Below are 24,212 nucleotides of genomic sequence, written 5' to 3'. Positions count from 1 at the left end.
TATTCTTCCACTACGACAGGGCATTTCGCCGTTATGACACCCTCAGGCACTCATGCGAATCGGTGTATCGAGGCTAAACTAATGCACCAACTGGTCAAGTAAGCCAGCACCTACTGGCGCATCTACCACCTGCCGGACCACGGCTTCCAGGACGTTGTGCGCATAGACTCGGTCCGGCCACGAACCGCGGGTGTCGAGAGTTTTCTGTTGGTGGGTGCGTACAGCGGCTTCGAGTCGGCGGCGGTACTCGTTCATCCCGATTCCGAATGCCGCGCGGATCCTGGCGGCGGACGGTCTGCCGATAGGGTACCAAAGGATCGCTAAGTCCAGGATGTCGTCGTCAGTGAGCTGCCAGGCCGTCGGACGACCCTTCCGCACTGCGGTAGCCACGCGTTCCCTCTCAGTCGGTCGATTCAGGGCGGGAGGCTGTCCGTGCGGGCGCTAATCGCTTTGGATCCATTCCCTCATGATCGCGGCGTTGTGGCGTTCTAGTGTCCTGAGTCTTTAATTCTGGCGCAGTAGTGTGCGATGGAGTCGAGGATCTGGTCGGCGGTCTTGACCCAGACGTAAGGTCTGGGGTTGTCGTTCCAGGTCTCGATCCATGCTCGGATGTCTTTGTTGAGCTGTTGGACCGAGGTATGCGTGGAGCGTTGGAGCTTCTTGGTGGTCAGTTCGGCGAACCAGCGTTCGACGAGGTTCATCCACGATGAGCTGGTCGGTGTGAAGTGGATGACGAAGCGCGGGTGCGCGAGGAGCCATCGTTTGACCGCGGGAGTCTTGTGGGTCGATGCATTGTCCATCACGAGGTGGACATCGAGATCGTCGGGCACCTGAGCGTCGATCTTGCGAAGAAATGCGATGAATTCTTGTGCGCGGTGGCGTGAATGGAGTGATCCGATCACCTTCCCCGAGGCGATGTCTAGAGCGGCGTACAGGCTCGAGGTGCCATTGCGGACGTAGTCGTGACTAGCGCGTTGCGGGGTGGCGGGAAGCATCGGGAATATCGGTTGGGTCCGGTCCAGTGCTTGGATCTGAGTCTTCTCGTCGACGCAGAGCACCAGAGCCCGCTCGGGCGGGTTCATGTACAGGCCGACGACGTCACGGACCTTCTCCGTGAACACTGGATCCTTCGACAATTTCCACGAGTCCTGTTTGTGCGGGGCCAAACCGAACGCGCGCCACACTCTCGAGACCGTCGATTGCGAAATATCGAGATGCTCCGCCATCGATCGTGTGGACCAGTGTGTGGCATTCTTCGGTGTCGTTTCGAGGGTCGAGGTAATCAGATCCTTGATCTTGTCGTCGTCGATCGTCCGCGGACGGCCCGGGCGTGGTTCGTCGAGCAACCCGTCGCATCGGTCCTCGACGAACCTGTCCCGCCACCGCCGCACCGTGCCTCGGTTCAACCCCAACCTCTGCGCCACTTCGGTATTCGATCCACCATCGGCGCAGCGAGAATGATTCGCGACCGTACCGCCAAACCTGCAGCGGTCTTGCGTCGCCGCGACCACCCCTCGAGTTCTACGCGTTCGGTCTCGGTCAGCACAATCTCCGTCGGTCGCGGACCACGAGTTGCCATGACCAACCTTAACAACCGATGGCTTATTTATGACTCAGGACACTAGCGCCACAACGCCCCGCCTTTTTCGCGCTCCTGTTGAGTCAGGAACAAGTGGCCGTGCGTGACGTCGGTTGATGAGGGCGGCTTCCACAGGCAACATGGTGCATCCCGTCGAAACCGACCGCCTCCCGGCAACAGCACGAGTGGTGATTCAAGGCCGTCACTGGCCGAGTGGCGCAATCCCGTCAGGCAATCCGGAAGGCAAGTGCGGTCCGATCGCCACGTGCTCGAACAAGCCCAGACCTATCGCACCGTCGGCGCGGGTTGCTCGGCAAATCTGCTGTGCGTGAACGTTTTCCATCGCGCTCGGATCGAGGCCCGCGAGCTTCCAACTGTCCGTTCCGACAATGTCTTTCCCGTGATCGGTGCCGTGCTTCCACATCGGGTGGTAGTAGCCCAATCCCTGCATGAGGAATAGACCTTCGGGTTCGATGGTGATCTTCCGGTTGACCAGCCCACGCGGTCCGACGGTGAGGTCAACATGTTGGGCGCGGCGAGTCCCAGGCCGGTAGTCGATGTCGAATTGGAAGGTGTCGCCGCGGAGGATCCGATCCTCTTCGCCGTAAGCCGGGTCGCCGGCCTTCAGGAAGGGCAGGACGGCGACCGTTCGTGCTTCGCTGCGGCCGTCCGGCATCTCATTTACGGCTACGAGCAAGCATTCGTCCTCGAATCGCAGCAGCGTCCAGGCAAAGTAGATGGCGCTCTTGTGTACACCGTGTTGACCTTCGGCCACAGTGCCGGTGGTCCGGCTGCCCCACGAGCGGTCTCGGAAGCCCCGCCACTTGTCGGGCGAGCAGGTTACGGTTTCCCCGCCGACGGTGAATTCTCCGGACCAGTCTCCGAATTGCACTGTACGGAGACGTTCCGAGACGAGAGTCGTTCCTGAGTCTCGTCTCATCCGTCCATCCTCGATGTGCTGTGTTACACCGGTGAAGGTGAGGTCGGCCGAGATACCGTCGTGCTCCTCGAGCACTACACGTAGCACGCGCATCGGTTCGATGACTTCGACTCGCAGGGGGCCCGCGATTGTGTCGCGATCGCGCGAGAGTCGGGAGGAGGCGAACACCGAGTCTTGGCGGCCGTCACGCGCGATGCTGATCGAGGCGTCGACGATACCGCGGTTCGGATGCACGCTGAGGCCGAAGCCGACCTGGGTGGTCAAGTCGATGTCGTGCATTGCCATCCAGTGGCGGTCATAGCGGCCTAGGTCACTCGAGGCGGTCTGCGCCACAGGCAGCGCCGCCTGGTGCACCGGATAGTCGTCCCATTTGCTCAGCACAGGTTCTCCTTTTGGATTTCAGATGAAAGACAGCAAGTCGTGGTCGAGTGCCTGTTGGGCACCGCGATGGATGAGTGAGGCAAACATTTCGAAACCGCGCGCGGTGGGCTGCACGAATGCGAGTGCGGCAACCATGGCGATAAGTACGGAGCCGCTGAGCCGCCAGTGCTCACGCTCTGCGGTATCGATATCCCACCCCTGTACGCCGCGGTCGTGCAGCGCACTCACGTGCGCTTCGAGCAGTCGCTGTTCCACTCGGCGGCGAGTGTCGGGGTCGAGTGCAGTGCCCAGGAAGAATGCGAGGTCCCAGGCGGGTGAGGTCCAGGCCAGCGTCTGCCAGTCGACTATCCAGGCGCCGGCATCACCCCACAGCAGATTGTCGAGGCGAAGGTCCTGGTGCACGAGTGTGCGGGGCCCTCGAATTCCGGACGCCCAGCTGAGGCAGTGGTGACCGAATGTCTCGATGAGTTGCCGCTGTTGTGGGTCTAGGAGAGCGCCGACGGTGTCCCGGTGCCGATGCCACGACTGTTCATAGCGTTCAGCGAGACCCGTGATGTGGTCTTCGGTTCGGTTGTAGAAGCGGTCGGTGCCACCCACGGCATCCTCGTCATCCCAGAAGGGGGCCTGGAGTCCCGCCAGCTGATCTGCGACAGATTCAACCTGTTCGATCGTACCGTCGCGCAGTTGGTCCAGGGGACGGGTGGAGGAGGAGAGATCCTGCAGAATCAGCCCGGGCGGACCGTCCCCTCGGGGAAGGCTGCCAAGGAACCTCGGTGTCCGGATGTCGAGGCGCGGTCTGAGTTCTGCATAGAAGAATCGCTCCCGATCGAATGCGCCGATTCTGGATGCCGTTGCTGCCGAGTGTGTGTCGCTGGGGGGCAGCTTTACAAACACGGACGACGGGCCTGACGGCCCGGGGGTGTAGGTGAGCTCGACGCGGTAGCTGTCGGCAAGCTGGCCGGCCCCGAGTGGCAGCGCTCGGCACTGCTCGACATTCCCGCCTTCGGGCAGCGATCCACCAGCTCGGAGAGCCTCGGCGATGTCACCCGCCATAGAGGGCTCGGTTAGGGTGGTGGGGTTCATGCATCCTCCAGCATCTGGGCGCGCAGTGACTCGATGTGCGCGGGGGTGACTGAGCATTCGTTCGTGAGGTAGGCAGCGACTCCCCCGTAGGTGATGTCGAGGAATTCGAGCGCCGACTCCATCGCCCGCGCCGGCGCCTCCCACAAGGACCGAACGTCGTCGACGTGGATTCCGAGGTGCTCGAGCAGAGCAGCATGCTCGGCCGCCCGGTCGGGTCGGTACCTACTTGTCAGTGCGTAGTCGGCGGTCACGACGTTCCGCGGCACGCCGACCACTTCCAGAACAAGGGCCACAACGAGGCCGGTTCGATCCTTTCCAGCGTGGCAGTGCACGAGAGCCGGGAGGTGGTGCGGATTTGACAGTACTCGGATCACCTCACCCAGCACGTCGGTGCGGCGACGTAGCACCAGTTGGTACCACCGGCCGAGATCTTCCTCGTCGAATGTGGTGATCTTGCCGTCCCGCAGCAGGCGCATGAAGTCAGTCTCACTACCTTCGACACCTTCGGGGATCGGAGCGTGAACCAGTTGTGCGCCGGTCGCTCGATCCCAGGCAGACGGGATCATTCTGGCCTCGCGGTGCGACCGCAAGTCGACAATTGACCTGAGACGAAGGCACTGATAATCCTCTGTGCGGAGCTCATCCCATAGCGATTCGGCACCGGATCCGGAAAGCCCGAGAACCTCCGATCGATACAGCCGGCCCATCGCGGTCCGCTTTCCGTCGCCTGTGGGGTATCCGCCGACGTCTCGGACGTTGGTAGTGCCAGGAATCGGGATCCGGGGATCGAGCTGGTTCCGTCGAGCCCCCACCGAGCGTTCGTCACTCATCGTGGTCGGTGCGTGCGCGACCCAGTGTGGCCAGCAGGTCTTCGTGCAACTCCATCCAGATGTCGTGATACGACTCAACCATCGGACGGGCTAGTGCGTCGGTGTTTCCGTTCCGGAATTGTTCGAACGCATGGTCCAGGCGCTGACGATAGAGACCGAATCTGGGCTGTGCAGTGGCCGCTTGCGCTATGACCGCGGCAACATCGTGGTGGACGGGCGGCAGGCTGCCGAGCGTGGTGGTGAGGTCTTGATCCATCTGCCAGGACGAAGCGATGGCTTTGAAGGCGCGGTTTGGCCCGAGAAACACGGCGTAGGCAGACGTGATGGCCGCGTGCTGGTCGGCGGTTACCGCCGCCTCGGTGACCAGCAGCAGACGTGCACGGCCCACGGGGGTGAGGCTGGCTCCGTTGATCCGTCCCGTGCGTTGCTTGACGAAGCCCTTCTCTTCGCTCGCCGCAACCACCTCGCGAACACGTTCGGCCGGGATGCCGCTACTGATGGAGATCTGCTCCACGGTTGCGAACCCACGAGTTCGGATTGCCTGAAGTACCTCGAACTCGTCGGGCATGGTCGATACGGTGTCGCTGCTGTGCGGCGGTACGTCGTTGGCCCACGAGCCGGTCAGGAAGAGCCGCGGGATCATCTCGCTGGCGACGCCCCCGACGATCCTGTCGTGGCATGCCTCAACGACGGGATGAATCGACATGAAGCCGTGATCGCGAACGAGATCGTCATAGATTCCCGCCGCGCGGGCGAAGGGCAGCAGGAAGCCCGAGGCGTAGACAACCGCGCCGGCCATCACCTTCTCCTGTTGGCTCATAACGGCTATCCGCTTGTAGAGCGCCTCGGACTTGGTTTCCGCCTCGGCCCGCAATTGCGCCATGTCCTCCAAAGACAATGTGCGCAGTTGGTCGATTGGTGTATCGAACTTCTCGCGGGCATATACCGCCACGCCGGTGACGTGGGGCAGGTAGTTGCTCGGTTCGGTGAACATCGTCGAGAGGTCGAACACCTTCGTCTCGAGGTCGGTATCACCCGCGAAGAACATTGCGATCGTCACGGCATACGGCAGGCCCGCCGTGGTGTCCGACCACGGGTATGCCGGTTCGTTGATGAACAGATCACGCACGATGACGAAGCCGCCGTCCGCAGTGGGATACGGGCCGCTGTCGCCGAGTCCGAGGCGATTGTCGAAGTGCACAAGAAATCCGAGCAGTTCGAGGGCGCCGTTGAACCGCTGGAACGTCGACCGGCCCCTGTCGTCGGAGAGTGCAATGCGGTCGGACTCGAAACGCGCGATCCATGACGGATCGAGGATGGGGGCCTGATAATCGCGCATCGACGCGAACATCGGTCCAGATCCCCACAAGCCCCTGTACAGACGTCGAACCGTGCTCATCGCTTCAGTAATCCGCCGCGTACGGTAGTCGTAGTCATGCAGTCCGAGTTCCAGAGCGATACCCCGCCCGAAGCTCGGTGCGCTGGCGCACGCCCAGATGTGCAACATATTGATCTTGGTGCCGATCTCCCGGTGCGCTCGGGTCGCGATCGCGCTGATTCCGTCAGCACCCACGTGGTCCTGGATGACTCTGAGCCACTCCGGGTGATGAAACCAGCTATCCATGATCCCCATCGCCTCGTACTCCTGACGAGGAATCAGACCGGACTCGCCCTCGGTGGCACGGGCGGCGAGGGCATCCCACTCGTTCCAGACAAGGTAGTGAAGCACATCGTTCACCTCGTCCACAGTGAGCTCACGATTCATCGACGTGTCATCGAGGTCGAGCACCGCCGAGCCCTGGCGGGCGACCATAACCTCGTGACCTTCTCGCCCGCGCGGAACCTCGCCCTGAAACTTGTTGAGCAACAACTGGATCTGTGCCAACTGTTCGGCCGTCATGGCTGGGGCGCTGTCCGTCGTCGGCGTATCATCCACCGGCGCACCCGTTTCGACGCTCACTGTGCCCGTCGGGCGAGAGGTGAGGTCCATGCGCACTCGGACGCCGTCCGCCGGGATAATTTCGCCGCGAGCGGTACGGACGCCCTTGTCGAAGGCGACCGACATGATGCACGGAATGCCGTATTCGCGGCTGAGGATTCCAAGGTGGCTCTCCGGTGCGCCTTGCAGGGTAATCACACCACGCACCCCGGCGTTCAATGCCATGGACAGGAACGTCGTGGTTCCGCCGCGTGCGATCACAATCACATCGCTGACGTCCTCCCCGCTCTCGACGAAGGAGATAACATCTTCAGGTGTGTCCAGCCACTGTGCGCGGCCCTCAACCGCGTCCGGGCTTACATAGACATTGAGTCCGGTGCCGACAGGCTCGAAAGCGCCCGGCGTCGCGCAGACTGTCTGCTCGGGAATGGTCATGGTTCCTCCGATGGTCGTACCCAGATGGAGATAGCGGAAGTAAGTCAAGATCTTTGGTCAAGCGGGCAGGAGATCGAGAGCATCCAGATCGATTGCCATGCGCGCTCCGAATGCGATCAGGCGGCGGTACATTGCCTCCATACGCGCGTTGGTTTTGACACTTGCGATGGGCGGCACCAGCATCAGGAGCACGGCGAACGCCGCCTGCCGATATGCCTGCCAGGCTTCGGCAACGTCCCAGTCCACGCCATGCTCGGCCAGCTCGTCGACGTGACGGGCAATTTCGTCCCGTTCGACAGCGCGCCGGCGCTCCGGTTCAAGTGAGGTACCGAGCAGGTAGGCCACGTCGAACATCGCGGGACCCCAGCCGATGGTTTGCCAATCGAGCACGACGATCTCGTTCTGCCCGAAGAGCATGTTGTCGACGCGAAAATCGTGGTGGACAAGCGAACACGGTCCATTCAGGCCGGACGCCCATTCCCCAGCGTGACTCACGAATCGGTCGACACAGGCTCGTTCGTCGCTGGTCAGGCCGCTCCCGATTGTCGAGCGAGCCGACCACCACGAGCGCTGCATCCGCTCGACGATGGCCGGGATCGGTACGCCGAGGCGCCGGTGCAGCCAGTCCAGGTTGGCGGTGTCCGCATTCTGCCAGAATGGCGCTTGCAACAGCACCAGCTGATGCCGCGCCCGGCGCAGCAGCGGTAGCGCCAGCTCGGCGAACTGGTCGCCGGGCTGGTAGTCCTCGGACAGGTCTTCCAGCAGCACGGTGCTCGGAATGCCGTCGTCGAGTTCGACACCGAAGAGCCGCGGCGCCCGAACCGCAGTGCGTGGCGCCAACTCAACATAGAACTTGGCCTCGCGTTCGTAGGCGCCGAGCGAAGCAGCCGTCGCCGCGGCAGCCGGGTCTGCGGATGGTTTCTTGATGACGAGTGAGCGAGGACCGGCGGATTCTTCCGACCAAGTTAGCTGGATTCGGAAGGTATCGGCCATGGCGCCGATCCCGATAGGTGCCTTCTCCATGCCGATCAATTCGGCACTCGGCACCGCCATCCCAGCACTTTGCAGCGCGTGCACCATACGGTCCGCCTCGGCGCTTTCGGCTGCAGCGGGAGTAATACGGTTTCCTGTCAAAGGCGGTCTAACCATATTCGTTTCCAATCATCAGTTCAAGGAAGGGTAGGGCCTGACTCAGGATGGAACGGACCGTGTGACGAGGACATCGAGTGCCTCAATCCGGTCGCCGTCCACCAACAACGGATTGATCTCGACCGACTCGACCGATGGCCCGAGTGCTAGCGCCAACTCCGACAGCCGGAGTACCACGTCGACAAGACCGTCGATGTCTGCGGGCTTGCTTCCCCGGAATCCGGTCAGCAATTTGTAGCCGCGCAGTTCTTCGAACATCGATCGAACTTCGTCCGGTCCGACCGGCAGCACCCGTAGGGCGCTGTCGTCGAGCAGTTCCACCAATGCGCCACCGACCGCAACGGCTAGGACGGGACCCCAGTCGGGATCGTGTGTCACTCCCACGAGAAGTTCCACGCCGCCCGTTCGCATGGGGCTGACGAGCACACCGTCGAGTTCGACACCTGCCGCCTGAGCCCGAGCGGCCAGACGCTCGTATGCCGCAGCGACCGCTGTCGTACCGGAGACGCCGAGTTCGACGCCTCCGAGTTCGGTCTTGTGGGCTACCTGCGCTGAGCACATCTTGAGCGCCACCGGTTCACCCAATCGGACCGCGGCGGCAACGGCGTCGTCAGTGCTGGTTGCGAGTGTCGCTGGGACGGCAGGAATGCCGGCCCGCTCGAGCAGGTCCCGTCCGGCCAGTTCGCTGAGCGGCCCACTGCCCGGCAGGGTGATATCGCCGTGCGACGCCGAAGACGCCGCAGGCCGGCCCGGCCGGGTCCGTAGCCAGTCCGACCAACGCCCGAGTCCGGCGGCGGCAAGAGCAAAGCGCTCGACGCTCGGCAGCACGATGTCCACTCCGGACGCTGACTTGACCTCGCGCACATGATCGTTCTGAATCTGATCGATCTGCGGGAAGATCACGCCGGGGACGCCGGTGGCCCTGATTGCCGCGCCGACGGCATGAAAGGTGTCGTCGCGTTGCGGTTCGCCAGGCGTCGGTAGCGAGGTGACTGCGCCGATCAGCCCGATCGTGGGCTCGGCGGCCAGCGACTCGAACGCGCTGCGCCACACCTCGGGCCGGGTCGCGGCCGATCCGGTGACGTCGAGCGGGTTCTGGGGGTGGCCATATGCTGGCAGTACCTGCGCAAGTTGGTCCTTGGTCGCCGACGAGAGCGGCGGCAACCGGAGTCCAACGTCCTGACCGCGGTCGGCGATGAGGTCGCAAGCGCCACCGGAGACCGACATGACTCCGACGCCGCTGGCACGCAACGGTCCGGTACCAGCGCAGAGCATTCCCGTGCAGATCAGGTCCTCGACCGAGCGCACTCGGATCACACCGTCCTGCCGCAATACCGCGTCGATCACCCGATCGTCGCCGACAAGTGCACCGGTGTGTGCTTGAGCAGTCTGTGCGGCGAGTTCGCTCGACCCGGCCTTGAGGATGATGAGTGCTTTTCCCAGCTCGGCTGCGCGCCGGGCGGCAGCACGGAAGACCGCGGGCTTGCGGATCGTCTCAGCGAAGATGCCGATAGCGCGGGTGTGCTCGTCCTCCACGAGGTAGCGCACTACATCTGCAACCGTAACCATCGCCTCGTTACCGGTAGTCACGACGAAGCTGAATCGGACGTCTTGCCGGCCGGCGTAGCCGACCATCGACGATCCCACTGCGCCGCTCTGGGAAACCAGAGCGAAGGCGCCCGGCTCGACCGGCATGTCCAAACCCAGAGCGCACGGAGCCACGCCGTCCCAGAGATTCGCAAACCCGAGGTGATTGGGCCCGAGCAGCACAACCCCGAGTTCCTCGGCGAGCGCGACAAGCTCCTCTTGCCGTTGTAAGCCTTCGGATCCCTCCTCCGCCCAGCCCTGGCCGAGCACGGCAGCCGCCTTCACACCACCGGCAGCGGCATCTATCAGCGCTTCGCCGGTCGCATGCTGCGGTGTCATGAGGAACGCGCAGTCGATACCGCCGTCGATGTCACCGCACGTCGGCACCGTGTGGACGCCGTGAACCTGCCGACTGCGCGGGTTGACCAGGATCAGCTGCTTGGCCGCTGCGACCCTGTGGTGCTGTGCGAATGCTCGACGAGAAAACAGGTTCTTGTCGCTCGCGCCGACCAAGGCAATCCGCTCGGGCCGTAGCAACCGGTCAAGCGCCTCACGGTCGAGCGGTGTGTTTGCGAGCGTCTGATTGCCCATGAATGTGGTCTCCTTCAAACGGACCGGCTGACGCCGTGTCGCGCAACGTTGCTGAATAGATGTAGGACCGGCTGCGACGGTCTGCGAACTCAGAGGTGCCCGCGCCGTCGACGCCGTCCCAGGCCCCGCCCGCCCACTGGTTTCGCCGATCAATCGCGTGACCTGCGTGGTTGCGTCGCGTCTACCGGGAGACACTGGTCAAACCAATAGGACGGAACGCACGACTTCGCCTGCTGTCTGCCGGGCCACGACGTCGTTGATCCGTTCGAGGTCCACGACTTCGGAGACCATGCGACTGAGGTCGAGTCGCCCGGCCCTCCACAGGGCGATGAGTCGCGGAAGTTCGCGGCGCATATCCGAAGAACCGTAAAAGGACCCGATGAGTTGCTTCCCGTCGTGGAACAGCTCCTGTGCACTGAACTGCACCATGTCGTCGGGCTTGCCGGCGCCGACGACGACGACGCGACCGCCGCGTCGAGCTGCTTGCCACCCGTCGCGAATGGTCGATGACCGCGCGACGGCGTCGATCACTACGTCGAATCCGGGCGCGTCCACCAAACTCTCCCTCGGATCCGAACCGGGTGGCAGGGCCGCAGTCGCACCGAACTCCAGCGCCGCTCGGCGACGAGGATCTTGTGGGTCCACCGCAACGATGTCGGCCGCACCGGCGATGACAGCGCCTTGGATAGCGCTCAACCCCACCGCGCCGCAACCAATGACCAGCACCGACTCTCCGGCTCGCACCCGCGCCGAGTTCAGTGCTGCACCGCATCCGGTGGGTACGGCGCATCCCAATAATGCGGCGTACTCGAAGGGGATGTCGTCTGGAAGCGGCAGCACTCCGGTGGCCGGGACGACGGTCTCCTCCGCGAAGGTTGCGGTGCCCATTCCGGCTTGGACTGGCACTCCGCTGACCGAGAGACTTCCCTCGTCGCCTCGCTCACTAGAGCGGCGACGATTGGAGCAGATGTAGGTTTCCCCTCGCACGCAGTGGTAGCAACGACCACATGGCGGTACCCAGGTGACGAGCACTCGGTCACCGGGGATGAGGCCGGTTACGCCCGGCCCGAGTTCGGTGATCTCGCCGGCGCCTTCGTGGCCGAGGACGACCGGTGTCGACTGCCCGAAAGCACCTTTCGACAACGCGATATCGGTCTGGCACACACCGGCCGCGCGGATGCGCACCACCACTTCACCCGGCCCAGGTGCCGGGCGGCAGACGTTGTCGTGGATGGTAAAAGGCTCGCCCGGGTTCCAGATGACTACAGCACGCACTGCGGCTCCTCTTTCGATGGGATCGAATCACTTGGGTCGCCAAGAACGGCTTTGACCTCGACGTACTCCTCGAGGCCGAACGGCCCCAATTCACGGCCGAGCCCGGACGCCTTGTAACCGCCGAACGGCGAGATCGGCAGGGCCGGTGTCCGCACCCCGTTCACGCGCACCTGCCCGGCGTGGATTCGGCGCGCTAGGTCCGCGGCTCGGGCGGGGTTCCCCGACCACACCTCGGCGGACAGACCGTACGGGGTGTCGTTGGCGAGCCTGACCGCATCGTCTTCACCCTCGTGCCCGAGAACGACGAGGACGGGACCGAAGATCTCTTCCTGTACGACCGGGTCGTCTGGTTCGACGTCGGTGATGATCGCCGGGCGAACGAAGTAGCCGCGATTGACCCCGTCCACCGCACCACCGCCTGCAACGCGTGCACCGCGCGCGCGTGCACCTTCCACATAGCTCAAGACTTTCTCGCGCTGCAGAGCGGACGCCAGCGGGCCCATCGTGGAGTTCTCGTCGAGCGGGTCCCCGAGTACGTACGCCGCGGCCGCCGACGCGGCGATAGAAACAGCTTCCTCACGTCGAGCCTCCGGAACGATGAGGCGGGTGGGGGCGTTGCACTTCTGGCCGGCGTTGGTGAAACAGTTGCGCACGGTGGCACGCACAGCTGCCTCGACGTCCGCGTCGTCAAGGACCACAGCGGGCGACTTTCCTCCGAGCTCCAACGTCGCGCGAACGACTCGCTCACCGGCGACCGCACCGATGTGGCGACCAACTGCCAGTGAGCCGGTGAACGAGACGAGGTCGTACTGGCCGGATTGAACCAACGCCTCCCCCGTCGTCGCCCCTCTACCGGTCAGCACATTGACGACGCCGGACGGCACCCCGATCCGCTCACAGAGGGCTGCGACGAACAGTCCGTTCAAGGGGGTGAGTTCGGCGGGCTTCAGCACGATAGTGCAGCCTGCCGCGAGCGCCGGCGCCAGCTTGGCGACGATCTGGTGCACAGGGAAATTCCACGGTGTGATGCCGAGTACCACCCCGACTGGTTCGCGGATGACCGTAGTTCCGGATGCGTCGCGGGCTTCCCATGGGAAGTTCCGGGCGATATCTGCGGTGCTACGCAGCACGCGCTCGGGCAGGTCGGCCTGACCGGCGCGGGACTCCTTGATGGGCATGCCGATCTCACGGGAGGCAAGAACCGCCAACTCCTCACCGTGCTCACGGAACGCGTCGGCAAGTCGGTCGAGAACGTCGGCTCGCTGGCCCGGTGCCGTCGCCGACCATTTCGGTAGCGCGGCCCGGGCGGCGGCGAAAGCTGCCTCCACCTCGGCTGGGGAGGCGTCCACGATGGAACCGATTACCTCCTCCGAGGCCGGGTTCAGCACCGGCAACCGTTCCAGGTCGGGGGATGAAATCCATTCACCAGCGATATACACCGAATTCGGTGGGAAGGGCATCGTGTCGGAGCCCGGCATGGTCGTGGACATCGTTATGCCTTTCCGACGCGGACCGGCAGTTGGGTCCAACCTCGGAAGATGTTGTGCTGCACTCGCGTAGGCTCACCCATCACCTCGAATCGGATCCCGCGGCGCAGTACCTCGCCGAAGAAGGTGCGGATCTCTGCGCGGGCCAGGTGTGCGCCGAGGCAGAAGTGGATACCCCAGCCGAAGGTCAGGTGCTCGTTGGGAGTTCGATCGATACGGAACTCATGTGGCGCCTCGAATACCTCGGGGTCACGGTTGGCCGCGGAGAACCACAACACCACTTTGTCGCCCGCCGCGATGTCCTTGTCACCGATCCGAAGTGGCTCGAGCGCGGTACGCCGCATTGCTGCGACGGGGGTGACCCACCGGAGGATCTCTTCGACCGCCGAAGGGAGGAGGCTCTGATCGGCGACCAGGCGTTGCCAGGTTTCCGGGTGCCGGTGCAACAGCATGGTGCCGCCGGAGACTGCATGTCGGGCCGTCTCGTTTCCCGCGGCGACCAGCAGGATGTAGTAGGCCGCGAGTTCTTCCCAAGTAAGCGGCCGACCATCCTTCTTGCCGTTGGCCAGGACGCTGATCAGGTCGGTTGTGGGCTCACGTCGACGCAACTCGGTCAGTTTCTCGAAGTACGCCATCACCTCGTCGCGAGCCGAGGCCAGTGCCGCTTGATCGACCTCGTCGGCTGGGTCGGAGCTGGTGAGCCGATTGGTCCAGTCGACCATTCTCGGCGCATCGGCTGCGGGCACGCCGAGGACTCGGGAGAGCACAAGCATCGGCAGCTTCGCGGAGACCGTGTGCACCATGTCGAATTCGCCTGCTCGGCTCGCGACGTCGTCGAGCAGATACTTCACCGCTTCGTCGATCGCGTCCTGCCACTGTTGGACGCGGAGGGCACGCAGGTGTGGGACCGCAATTTTTCGGAGCTGGGCATGTTCCGGATCGTCCATGTTGTGCAGGCTGGCGAGTTTGCCTTCGACCTTCCGGTCGAGGATCTGCGTGCCTCCCGCGGAGGACAGCCTGATGTTGTCGGACGCGGCCGACTTCACGTCGGCGTACTTCGTCAGGGCCCAGAATCCGGGGCCGAGAGGGGACGGTGCGTTCCAATGCACCGGATCGTGCGCCCGCAATTCGTCGAAGACCGGCATCTCGCGGTCCTGGCCGAATATTGAGATGTCCATCAAGTCCGCGCGAGATGCCGCCTCGGTTGCCGCCACTTTGTCCACTTCCCGTCTGTTTTCTACGTCTCTCTTCCCCAGACGCTATGATCTCTGTTACGTTTCTGTCAACCATTGAAAATGGCATGACCAAAGGATCTGACGTGCCGCTTGCTCATAAGTCGAATGCATTGGGGGACGCCGCCCCGCTGACCGCGGCGATCTATCCGTTCGATCACCCGCACCGTGCTCGTCCGCGGGCATTGACGGATCTGCTCGGTGGCAAAGGGGCCGGCCTGGCGGAGATGATCTCGACACTCGGGATCAACGTCCCGCCGGGCTTTACCATCTCGGTTCCGCTCTGCCAGCGATATCGGAGGGAGGGCTGGCCCGAGGGGTTGGACGAGGCCATCACCCTGCACACCAGCCGGCTGGGTGACCGGATGGGCCGCCGGTTCGGTGACCACAACGATCCGCTGCTCGTCGCGGTTCGGAGCGGAGCCCCGGTTTCCATGCCGGGGATGCTCGACACGGTGCTCAATCTCGGACTCAACGAGTACACCGTCGAAGGGTTGGCCAAGGTCTCCGGTGATGAGAAGTTCGCCTGGGACAGCTACCGACGGTTCTTGCACATGTATGCCACCACCGTCATGGGCGTGCACTGCGACGAGTTGTACGTCGGCCACAGCGGCGACACCACGGAGTCTTTACGCGAGCATGTCGTTTTGCTGCGTGAACGCATCCGTCAGGTAGCCGGCCGGGACGTCCCGGCCGAGCCGACGGTGCAATTGCGTGAAGCGGTCGAGGCGGTCTTCCGCTCGTGGGATAGCCAGCGGGCCCGAACCTACCGCGCAAAAGAAGGCATCGACGAGTCGATGGGCACCGCGGTCAACGTACAAGCAATGGTGTTCGGCAATCGAGGGCTCAACTCGGGAACCGGTGTCGTCTTCACCCGGGACCCGTCGACCGGGGAGGCAGTCCTCTACGGCGACTACCTCCCGATGGCTCAAGGCGAGGACGTGGTCGCGGGCACTGCACATACCTTGCCTATCGCCGACCTAGAACAGTTGCACCCCGCGATCTATACCGAATTGCAGGAGACCCTGCGCCGCCTGGAGGTGCACTACCGCGACGTGTGCGATGTCGAGTTCACCATTGAAAACGGTCGACTGTGGTTGCTGCAGACCCGTGCCGGCAAACGGAGCGCGGTCGCCGCCGTACGAATTGCGGTCGACCTCGTGAACGACCCGGATATCCGGCTGACTCCCACCGAGGCAGTCAGCCGTGTACCTGCCGCCGTTCGTCAGCGGGCACGCGACGAGGCCCTTGCCCACGTCGGAGCGGATGACGCCGCCCACGATCTCGTTACAACAGGACTCGGAGCGTCTCCCGGCCGGGCGGTCGGCCGCGTCGTACTGACCAGCGATGAGGCCGCGGACGCCGACGATGACGTCATTCTCGTCCGTCCCGAAACCAAGCCCGAGGACGTCGCGGGCATGGCCGCATCCGTGGGTCTGCTCACCACCAAGGGCGGCCTGGTGAGCCATGCCGCCGTCGTCGCACGCGGCTGGAACATCCCGGCAGTCGTGGGCGCGCAAGACCTGACCTGCAGCGCGAACGGCATCCACGCCCCTTCCGGGCTGCTGATTCGCGTGGGAGATGTCATCACCATCGACGGCACCACGGGCCAGGTTTGGCGTGGTGCCGTAACGACGCCGACGGACGAAATCGTCATCCGCGCAATAGAACACGAACTTCCTCAACTCCCCGCCCTTGAGGAATGGGCACGACAGTACGCGCACGAAGGAGAAGAACAGTGAAAGTTGTAGTCGACCGCGCCAAGTGCACCGCCCTGGGAAACTGCGAAGCGATTGCCCCCACCTACTTCGAAGTCGGAGACGAGGGGGATCTCCTTCTTCTGCGCGAGGACGTCCCCGAGGACGAGCGCGAGTTGGTGGAGAAGGCGGTCGCGGCCTGCCCAACCGCCGCACTCATCCTCGAGCAGGATTGAACGATGGCACCGGAACATATCGTCGTTGTCGGCGGTTCGCTGGCTGGCCTGCGTGCACTGGAGACTGCCCGCCGCGCCGGATACGCTGGCCGACTCACCCTGATCGGGGCGGAAACGCATCTGCCCTACGATCGTCCACCGCTGTCGAAGGAGTACATCGACAGCGATCAGGACTCCCATATCACCCATTTCACTGGCGTAGAAGAACTGGCCGACGGACTCGGAGTGAGCCTGATGCTCGGCCAACCAGCCACCTCACTCGATCTTGCCAACGGCATCGTACATGTCGGGGACCGCACGGTGCCGTACGACGCGGCCCTGATCGCGACCGGCGCCATCGCGCGCACCATACCCGCTGCCGCCCACCTCGACGGGGTGGTCACATTACGCACAATCGACGACGCGCGAATCGTGCGTTCGGCTCTGGACCAGGGCGCACGAGTGGTCATAGTCGGCGCCGGATTCATCGGCGCCGAGGTTGCCGCCGCCGTTCGTAAGCGGGGTCGCTCAGTCACCGTCGTGGAGGCGCTCCCTATACCGCTCGTCCGCGCGGTCGGCGAGACCGCCGGACGGTGGCTCAGCGCACTGCATGAACGCAACGGAACTGAGCTGATCTGCGGTGTCGCGGTCGAGTCGATCTCCGGCGATCACCGCGTCGAAGGGGTCCGTCTGGCGAATGGACGACATCTCCCCGCCGACCTCGTAGTGGTCGGAATCGGGGCCACACCTGCCACCGACTGGCTGACGGGTTCGGGACTAACCCTCGACAACGGCATCGTCTGCGATGCAACGATGCACGCGGGGGGCAATGTGTGGGCCGCCGGGGATGTTGCGCGATGGTACAGCCAGGATTTCGACACACCACTTAGGATCGAACACTGGACAAACGCCGCAGAACAGGGGGCGCACGCCATGCGTAACCTGCTCGATCCCAGCAACGCAACGCCCTACCGCCACATTCCCTACTTCTGGTCCGATTGGTATGGCAACCGCATTCAACTCGCTGGTCGGCCTATCGGCGAACCAACAGTCGTTACCGGAGACACTGCCACAGACGTGTTCACTGCCCTCTACCGAGACGGCCACCGTTTGATCGGCGCGCTCACCCTCAACCGTCGCAGCGACATCATGAAATACCGGGCCCTCATTGCCCGTGCCGCGACATGGGAGGACGGATTGAAGCTGGCCCAAACACGCAACAATTCACTGACGACGAATTCCAAATGACCCAACCAGTGCTATTAGCGTCGTTGTCCCGGATATTACGTTTGCAGGCAGTGTCCAAGTAATCACAAGTCTCTAGCTGCACCAGCTGCACCGAAGTAGACCGGATATGGTTGGACCAGTCGATATTGAACCCGATTGGAGCACCGTGGACGTGGAACATGACACGCAGCGACACACCCCATTCGGCCCTGTGCGGGTACCTACAGCCGCGCAGCTCTTCGCCGAGCATCTGCGTACGAAAATCTTCAACGGGGAATACAAGTCCGGCGATCACCTACCGCCCGAACGAGTCCTCGTCGAGCAGGGTGGACTCACCCGTGCGGCGGTTCGCGACGCCCTCGCCATCCTGAAACAACAAGGACTGATCGTCACCTTAACCGGACGTCACGGCGGCTCCGTTGTGTCTCGCCCAACGCAGCAAGACCTGATTACATCGCTCGATGTCTTTCTCCAGGCGCAGGGTTGGGGACCGGAGACTCCCACGCTGACTGAGTCCCGCGAAATCATCGAGCCGTCATGCGCCGCTCTGGCGGCACAGCGGCGGACCACGGCCGAACTCGATGCGATTCACCTCTTCCAGGATCGCCAGGCACACTCGCTCGACAACATCCCCGAGTATCTCTCAGCAAGTCAGGCTTGGCACGTCGCAGTGAGTGATGCAAGTCACAACACACTATTGGCAGCGTTCATGCACGCCACTGCCGAGGTACTAATGGCGGCAACCAATAGTGCACGCTTCAGTTCGCACGAGTCCCGTCTCTGCTCGCTAACGGCTCACCGCGAGATCACGGAAGCGATCGCCGACCGCAATTCGGGCCGTGCGCGCGAACTGATGACACAGCACATCCGAGGGAGCGAAGATCAGAACTGACCGAGCTTGATGCAGTGTTTTGTGTATGGCTCTCGCGAGTTGCCGGACTCTATGTAGGTCGACTTGATCCGGTTTGGGGGGGCGGATCTCGCCACTGGGTACCGCCGCCGAATTGAGCCCCCCCGGACGGTCCGGCCGCGGGGGATGTGGTCCGCGTACGAAACCGAGGCGTTCCCGCTGGAGGGCGTTTCCCTCGCCTCCCTGCTGATGAGGAGCTCCTACCGGTTCACCCTCGACCACAAAGAGGTCGATTCCATCGAAAAGTCAACAGGAGACGACCGCGCCTGTCTCCCGCTGACACCTGCCGTCAACCAGAAGGAGCACGTATGACCGACGGATTCCACGACGCCCTGGTAACGCAGGCCACCTCGGAGATGCCGGAGAGATTTTTCGACCGGTTCATGTTCAATCTCCACCCGGACAGCGGCACCACACCGTCGGTAATCCTCGGCGCCGGTGTCTACCCGCCCCGCAACGTCGTGGACGGTTTCGTCGTCCTCACCACGGAGTCCGAGCAGCGCAATCTCCGCTACTCCACCGAACACTCCGAGACCGACGCCGCCTCCGTCGGACCGTTGAAGTGGGAGACGGTCGACGACAATTCCACCTGGCGAATCCAGCTGGGCGAGAACAAGACCGGCCTCACACTGGATTTGCTCTGGCACGCCCGCGCACCCTATTGGCTCGGGTCGGTGGATGTGGAGAACACCGACGGAAACGTCACCTCATTCGACCATCTGTTCCACCCCGGCCGGTACGAGGGCACACTCACCCTCGACGGAACCACCACCGACGTCGCGGGCTGGTACGGACTGCGGGACCGTTCCCGCGGGGTTCGCACCATGTCCGGGGCCAGGGTCTGCACATCTGGTACCAGGCGCAGTTCCCGGACCGCACGTTCGGATTCCTGCTCGTCGAGGATCGTGACGGCGGGCGAATCCTGTTGGAGGGTGCCGTCATGCATGACGACGGCCGACTCGACGACATCACCGACGTCCGGCACGACTTGGTGTTCACCGCGGGCAACGACCTCGCCAGTGGCGCGGTGGAGGTCGTGACTGCCGGCGGTAGGACTTACCGCATCGATTCGGACGCCTCGGCCGGCGGTGGCTACATGGCGGGCGGCGGTTACGGCGGGCATCACGGCAAGGTTCGTGGCCGCGACCACGAAGAGTTAGACGTCTACCCGCTCGACGGGACCGTGGGTCCGAAGACTCTCGACTCGGCCCTGACCGACCGTTGCTGCGAGTTCGAGTGGAACGGGCAGACCGGCTACGGGATCTTCGAATTCGCGCTCTCACGCTCGTCGTCCTACACATACTGTCCTATCCTGGCTGGCTGACCCAGCACGTCCAGAGACGGAGAGCGCGTCGGCGGTACCTGTCGGCGCGCTCACGCCTTAGCCGCGTTTGTCGACCAAGTGGCCGGAAACCGGCCTGCGGTGTCAGATTCAGAAGACGACTGCACCGCTAGCTGGCACTTTGCGACTGCTGCAGTTGACTTCTGACGATCCCGGTTCAGGACTGGGGTGCACAGTCCGCGGCAAGCGAGTGCGACGGATCGAGCAGAGCCGCAGGAATCGTTTATTCCGCCGTCGAGGGGGGATCGGTCGGTTTACCGTTTCCTCGGGCTCGGGCTCGGGCTCGGGCTCGGGCTCGGGAACATGGGGCTTGGGTATGGCCAACGCGCGCGCCGAGGAACTGGCCCGCATGACCGCTCTGGACACCGGCGATGCGCTGCACACCCAGGCGCGCCCCGAGATCGCCACCCTGGCGAACCTGTTCCGGTACTTCGCCGGCGTCGCCGGCGAGATCAAGAGCAAGTCCTGCCCGCCGGTGACGACCAGCTCCAGTGCTCGAGGCCGTCGGAGTTAGCCAGTAATCAAGGGCAGCCTCGATACAGGCGCCGCCGCCTTTGCATGCTTCCGCCTGTTCCAGGTCAGGCCCAGACGGTGTCGATGTCGACGCCCTCGCGGGCAGGCGGGGTGGGTGCGCCGGCCGGGGTGCGGGAGAACCGCGGCGCCGGGGCGTGCTGCGTGACGCCGTCGAGATCGACCAGCGACCCGCGCGCGGCGATGTGCTCGTTGGACGGCGCCTCCGCGAACGTCAGCACGGGCGACACGCAGGCATCGGTGCCGAGGAAGATCGCCGCCCACTCGTCGCGGGTCTTCGACAGGAACTTCTCCGCGAACACCTTCTTCATCTGCGGCCACGCCGAGACGTCCATCTGCTGCGGCAGTTCGGCGGGGTCGAGTTCGAGGCCCTGCAGCAGCAGAGCGTAGAACTGCGGCTCGATCGATCCGACGGCCATGTACTTGCCGTCGGACGTCTCGTAGGTGTCGTAGAACGGCGCACCGGTGTCGAGCAGGTTGACACCCCGCTCGTCGGACCACACGCCGCGTCCACGGAACGCCCACATCATGTGTGACAGGGCCAGCGCGCCGTCGACCATCGCCGCATCCACGACCTGCCCCTTCCCGGACGTCTGGCGTTCCACCAGCGCCGACAGGATCCCGAAGATCAGGAACATCGAGCCGCCGCCGAAGTCGCCGACCATGTTCAGCGGCGGCACGGGACGCTCACCCTTGCGGCCGATGGCGTGCAGGACACCGGTCAGCGAGATGTAGTTGATGTCGTGGCCGGCGGCGCCGGCCAGCGGGCCCTCCTGTCCCCAGCCCGTCATCCGTCCGTACACCAGGCGCTCGTTGCGCTCCAGGCACACGTCGGGGCCGAGACCCATGCGCTCGGTGACACCGGGGCGGAAGCCCTCGATCACGACGTCGGCGCGCTCGATCAGACCGAGAACCTTCTCCACCTGCTCGGGGTCCTTCAGATTGGCCTCGACGACGCGACGACCCCGCTGGATCTGGTCGTACGGGCCGTCCGGCGGAATCACTCCGGGACGCTGGACGCACACCACGTCGGCGCCGAGATCGGCCAGGAGCGCGGCGGCGTGCGGGCCCGGGCCCAGGCCTGCGAATTCGACGACGCGAATGCCCGCGAGGGGGCCCTTCTTCTCTGTAACTGGAGCAGACACTCAAGTTCCTCCCGACGGACGACGTATCCCGCCGACATTAATCTGAGGTGAAGAGCGGGCCGCTGGCTCGGCAGATCAACCCTGGTGTGTTGTCTCAACCCTGGTGTGTTGTCCAAATTCTCATCCCACTCGAACTGAGGCCACCAACAGGAACGAGCACACGCCCCTGTCGCCCACCCTGTGAGGGATGCGCCGTCGGACCTCCGCCTACTGTGTCTTGAACTCCCTGGGGCAGGCCTCAGTCTAGATCGGCGAATGACGGAGCTCGTTTGCAGACGCCCGCTGTGACGGCCTCGACCTGATTAGGTTTTCCGTAAAGTTCGGTCTGCAAGTCCGTTTCCAGCATGAGTGCCGCGGCGGCGTCGGCGCCGGACCAGGTCTCGTCGTACAGGCGCTTGGCCGCGCGGACCGCGTCGGGGGACTTCTGGGTAATCTCGTTTGCCAATCTCAACGCCGATGCGAGCGGATCTTCCGCCGTGCGAGTGACCAGACCAAGCGCATCGGCCTCATCGCCGGAGAGGATGCGGCCGGTGAAAGTAAGTTCCTTGGCGACGTCGATGCCGACCAACCTGGGTAGCGACTGTGTGATCGCCATGTCCGGCACGAGCCCCCACTTGACCTCCATGATGGAGAGTTTCGCGTCGGGCGCGGCGATACGGATGTCGGCGCCGAGTGCGATCTGCATGCCTCCTCCGAAGCAGTTGCCGGTGATGGCGGCGATCACCGGCGCAGGGACGCGCGACCAGTCATGAGCTGCGCGCTGGGCGAAATTGGCCTTACGACCGTGTTCTCGGACGAGTAGCACATCGATACCCGTTGGACCAGCCAGAAAGCTCGGAACGTCCAGACCCGCGCAGAAACTCTTACCCTCCCCATGGAGCACGACTGCTCGAACACGTCGGTTGGCAGCCAACTCGTCGGCAGCCTCCAGCAATCCTTCGAACATTGCATGATCCAACGCGTTGTGCTTGTCGCTGCGGACCATGGTGACCGTCGCGACACCGTTATCCCCTACTCGGACACGCACCCTGTCTTCGCCCATGGGGGAAATCTAGCCGTCCTACCACGTTACATCCCCCACCGGGCGAAAGATCCCTGGACGGTATTCCAATAACTATTTCTACAGAAACACTCGGGTAGTCGGTCGACGACGTGCCCATCTCGTCGGCATGCAGCGTAAGCCGGACAAGCCTTAAGCTGGGCGACCCTACGATCACTCGCAGAGTCAGTCGCCGCCTTGTGCAGGCTCATGGGTCATCGTCCCGAACCCTCGCACGCGCAACCTCAACACGAATTGGAAGCCGACCGCCCCCAGTCCGACCACGCCATGATGGAAGCTCGAGAAGACCGCACCCCCCGCTGGGCATGGAATCGGCGCTGAGTGGAGTCTGGTCCTGAGCCGCCTCGGGCGCGGCCTGAGACAATCTTGACGTGCCGTCGTCAAGGGGTAGATTTCTGTGGTCCGCATTCGTCCGAGTTCTTCGACGACACCGGCGTATTCGCGAATTCGCAGAGGCGGGCTTGTTAGATGGCCTGGACGGAACAGAACGATCTACCCGGATCCGGGTACTGCAACATCTCGCCGACCGAGGGATCAGTACCGATAGCCTGGCGTCCGCAACTCGTGAAGGCCAGTTAGGTCACCAATTGCTCGACGTGACCCTTTCGCCCCACGGCGCCATATACTCGTTGGAGCAGATTTCACAATCGACCAATATATCGCCGGAAGACGTGGAAAGATGGTTTAGGTCGATGGGTCGCGGCGTGTCTGCAAGTACTTCGGTAGATTATAACGATGACGACCTGCGCCTTGCGCAACTACTCAACGAGTATCGCGCTTTGGGTATCGCAGACGCTGGGTTGTTCGCGTTCGCCCGGATCGTGGGCAGAAATACCTCGACTTTAGCCGACGCGAGCAAGTCATTGATACAGAACAATCTGGACACCAACCGCGATCGACCAGAAATCGCTTTACAATTTGCGCGTGAGTTGCAACGGTTCGCCGAATTTCAATCCCAACTTCTCCACGGGGCGGTCGCCACTCGCCTTAGACAGCAAATCAGTCAACAAATTCGTGCAGACATAACTACTGAACACACGTCTGAATCACATGTCATTGCAGCGTGTTTCGCTGATATGGTCGGATTCACCGTTTTAGGCGAACAGTTGACGCCGACCGAACTGGGCGACTTGGCTGATCGACTTGACACCCTAACTACCGATTTGGTCGAGCCGCCGGTCCAGTTCGTCAAAACAGTGGGCGACGCGGTGATGTTACTCTCGCCCGATCCAACCCGTCTGGCTGCGGTTGTGCTCAAAATTGTTACCGCCGCCCAACAGGAGGGCCTTCCGCCCATACATGCCGGCATTGCGTGGGGTACCGCTGTCCGCAGTGCTGGCGATTGGATTGGCCAGCCGCTGAATCGGGCCAGCAGGATCGCAACAATAGCCGAGCCTCTTGAGGTGCTTGTAGACAGTGAGGCCATGCGCCGAATTGACAGTGCTGAAATAACCATTGAATCGGCGGGAACATATCAACTGAAGGGATTGACCGGGGGCAGTCAGCTATATCGAATACGCGTGAAGCAGCAAAGGGTCGACCTATCCCCGGCGCAGGATCGTTGATGTGGTGGCCGC

At 63.4% G+C, this 24,212-nt stretch carries 16 protein-coding genes and 3 pseudogenes; 7 read left to right on the top strand and 12 right to left on the bottom strand.

Annotated elements, in window-relative coordinates; genetic code table 11:
• Window positions 1–488 precede the first annotated feature (488 nt).
• From ROP_RS39265 to ROP_RS39220, 10 genes and pseudogenes are all read right to left on the bottom strand, one after another.
• A pseudogene (locus tag ROP_RS39265) lies at window positions 489–1,579 on the bottom strand (IS630 family transposase).
• 202 nt (window positions 1,580–1,781) lie between these two features.
• The gene (locus ROP_RS39260) at window positions 1,782–2,900 is read right to left on the bottom strand and encodes a hypothetical protein (protein WP_006932568.1); all 1,119 of its coding nucleotides are present in this window, start codon (window positions 2,898–2,900) and stop codon (window positions 1,782–1,784) included.
• An 18-nt stretch (window positions 2,901–2,918) separates the two neighbouring features.
• Window positions 2,919–3,983, bottom strand: a complete 1,065-nt coding sequence (locus ROP_RS39255) for a phosphotransferase family protein (protein ID WP_231869152.1) — start codon at window positions 3,981–3,983, stop codon at window positions 2,919–2,921.
• The gene (locus ROP_RS39250) at window positions 3,980–4,813 is read right to left on the bottom strand and encodes a tyrosine-protein phosphatase (protein WP_050785288.1); all 834 of its coding nucleotides are present in this window, start codon (window positions 4,811–4,813) and stop codon (window positions 3,980–3,982) included. The genes ROP_RS39255 and ROP_RS39250 overlap by 4 nt, the downstream gene beginning before the upstream one ends.
• Entirely contained in the window at window positions 4,806–7,187 is a 2,382-nt protein-coding gene (locus ROP_RS39245; protein ID WP_043827458.1) for a PEP-utilizing enzyme, read from the bottom strand. The genes ROP_RS39250 and ROP_RS39245 overlap by 8 nt, the downstream gene beginning before the upstream one ends.
• A gap of 57 nt (window positions 7,188–7,244) precedes the next feature.
• On the bottom strand, window positions 7,245–8,267 hold the full coding sequence (locus ROP_RS39240) for a phosphotransferase family protein (protein ID WP_080512626.1): 1,023 nt from the start codon (window positions 8,265–8,267) through the stop codon (window positions 7,245–7,247).
• Window positions 8,268–8,378: 111 nt separating this feature from the next.
• Entirely contained in the window at window positions 8,379–10,514 is a 2,136-nt protein-coding gene (locus tag ROP_RS39235; RefSeq protein WP_012687177.1) for an acetate--CoA ligase family protein, read from the bottom strand.
• Between the two features lie 198 nt (window positions 10,515–10,712).
• Window positions 10,713–11,789, bottom strand: a complete 1,077-nt coding sequence (locus tag ROP_RS39230) for a Zn-dependent alcohol dehydrogenase (RefSeq protein ID WP_012687176.1) — start codon at window positions 11,787–11,789, stop codon at window positions 10,713–10,715.
• On the bottom strand, window positions 11,777–13,279 hold the full coding sequence (locus ROP_RS39225) for an aldehyde dehydrogenase family protein (RefSeq protein ID WP_050785286.1): 1,503 nt from the start codon (window positions 13,277–13,279) through the stop codon (window positions 11,777–11,779). Before ROP_RS39225 ends, ROP_RS39230 begins: the two co-directional genes overlap by 13 nt.
• Window positions 13,280–13,281: 2 nt before the next feature.
• Window positions 13,282–14,454, bottom strand: coding sequence for a cytochrome P450 (locus ROP_RS39220; protein ID WP_050785285.1), 1,173 nt, complete (start codon window positions 14,452–14,454; stop codon window positions 13,282–13,284).
• 83 nt (window positions 14,455–14,537) lie between these two features.
• Between ROP_RS39220 and ROP_RS39215 the strand changes: the two genes are divergently transcribed.
• The 6 genes and pseudogenes from ROP_RS39215 to ROP_RS39185 form a co-directional block, all read left to right on the top strand.
• A complete protein-coding gene (locus tag ROP_RS39215) occupies window positions 14,538–16,250 on the top strand; it encodes a pyruvate, phosphate dikinase (protein ID WP_231869151.1) in 1,713 nt (570 codons plus the stop codon).
• The gene (locus tag ROP_RS39210; protein ID WP_012687172.1) at window positions 16,247–16,441 is read left to right on the top strand and encodes a ferredoxin; all 195 of its coding nucleotides are present in this window, start codon (window positions 16,247–16,249) and stop codon (window positions 16,439–16,441) included. Before ROP_RS39215 ends, ROP_RS39210 begins: the two co-directional genes overlap by 4 nt.
• A 3-nt stretch (window positions 16,442–16,444) precedes the next feature.
• On the top strand, window positions 16,445–17,668 hold the full coding sequence (locus tag ROP_RS39205) for an NAD(P)/FAD-dependent oxidoreductase (RefSeq protein ID WP_012687171.1): 1,224 nt from the start codon (window positions 16,445–16,447) through the stop codon (window positions 17,666–17,668).
• 145 nt (window positions 17,669–17,813) lie between these two features.
• The gene (locus ROP_RS39200; protein WP_158306536.1) at window positions 17,814–18,539 is read left to right on the top strand and encodes a FadR/GntR family transcriptional regulator; all 726 of its coding nucleotides are present in this window, start codon (window positions 17,814–17,816) and stop codon (window positions 18,537–18,539) included.
• Between the two features lie 326 nt (window positions 18,540–18,865).
• Window positions 18,866–19,881, top strand: a pseudogene (locus ROP_RS39190) (DUF7064 domain-containing protein).
• Window positions 19,882–20,221: 340 nt separating this feature from the next.
• Window positions 20,222–20,412: pseudogene (locus ROP_RS39185) on the top strand (aldehyde dehydrogenase); the annotation flags it as partial.
• A 65-nt stretch (window positions 20,413–20,477) separates the two neighbouring features.
• Here ROP_RS39185 and ROP_RS39180 read toward each other — a convergent pair.
• Window positions 20,478–21,575, bottom strand: coding sequence for a CaiB/BaiF CoA transferase family protein (locus ROP_RS39180; protein ID WP_012687165.1), 1,098 nt, complete (start codon window positions 21,573–21,575; stop codon window positions 20,478–20,480).
• A gap of 238 nt (window positions 21,576–21,813) precedes the next feature.
• Window positions 21,814–22,617, bottom strand: coding sequence for a crotonase/enoyl-CoA hydratase family protein (locus ROP_RS39175; protein WP_012687164.1), 804 nt, complete (start codon window positions 22,615–22,617; stop codon window positions 21,814–21,816).
• Between the two features lie 389 nt (window positions 22,618–23,006).
• Between ROP_RS39175 and ROP_RS42240 the strand changes: the two genes are divergently transcribed.
• Window positions 23,007–24,200, top strand: a complete 1,194-nt coding sequence (locus ROP_RS42240; protein WP_012687163.1) for an adenylate/guanylate cyclase domain-containing protein — start codon at window positions 23,007–23,009, stop codon at window positions 24,198–24,200.
• Window positions 24,201–24,212 lie beyond the last annotated feature (12 nt).

Source organism: Rhodococcus opacus B4 (assembly GCF_000010805.1).
Lineage (GTDB): Bacteria > Actinomycetota > Actinomycetes > Mycobacteriales > Mycobacteriaceae > Rhodococcus_F > Rhodococcus_F opacus_C.
The sequence above is the reverse complement of the archived record's forward strand: the minus strand, read 5'-3'. Positions and strand labels throughout refer to the sequence as shown.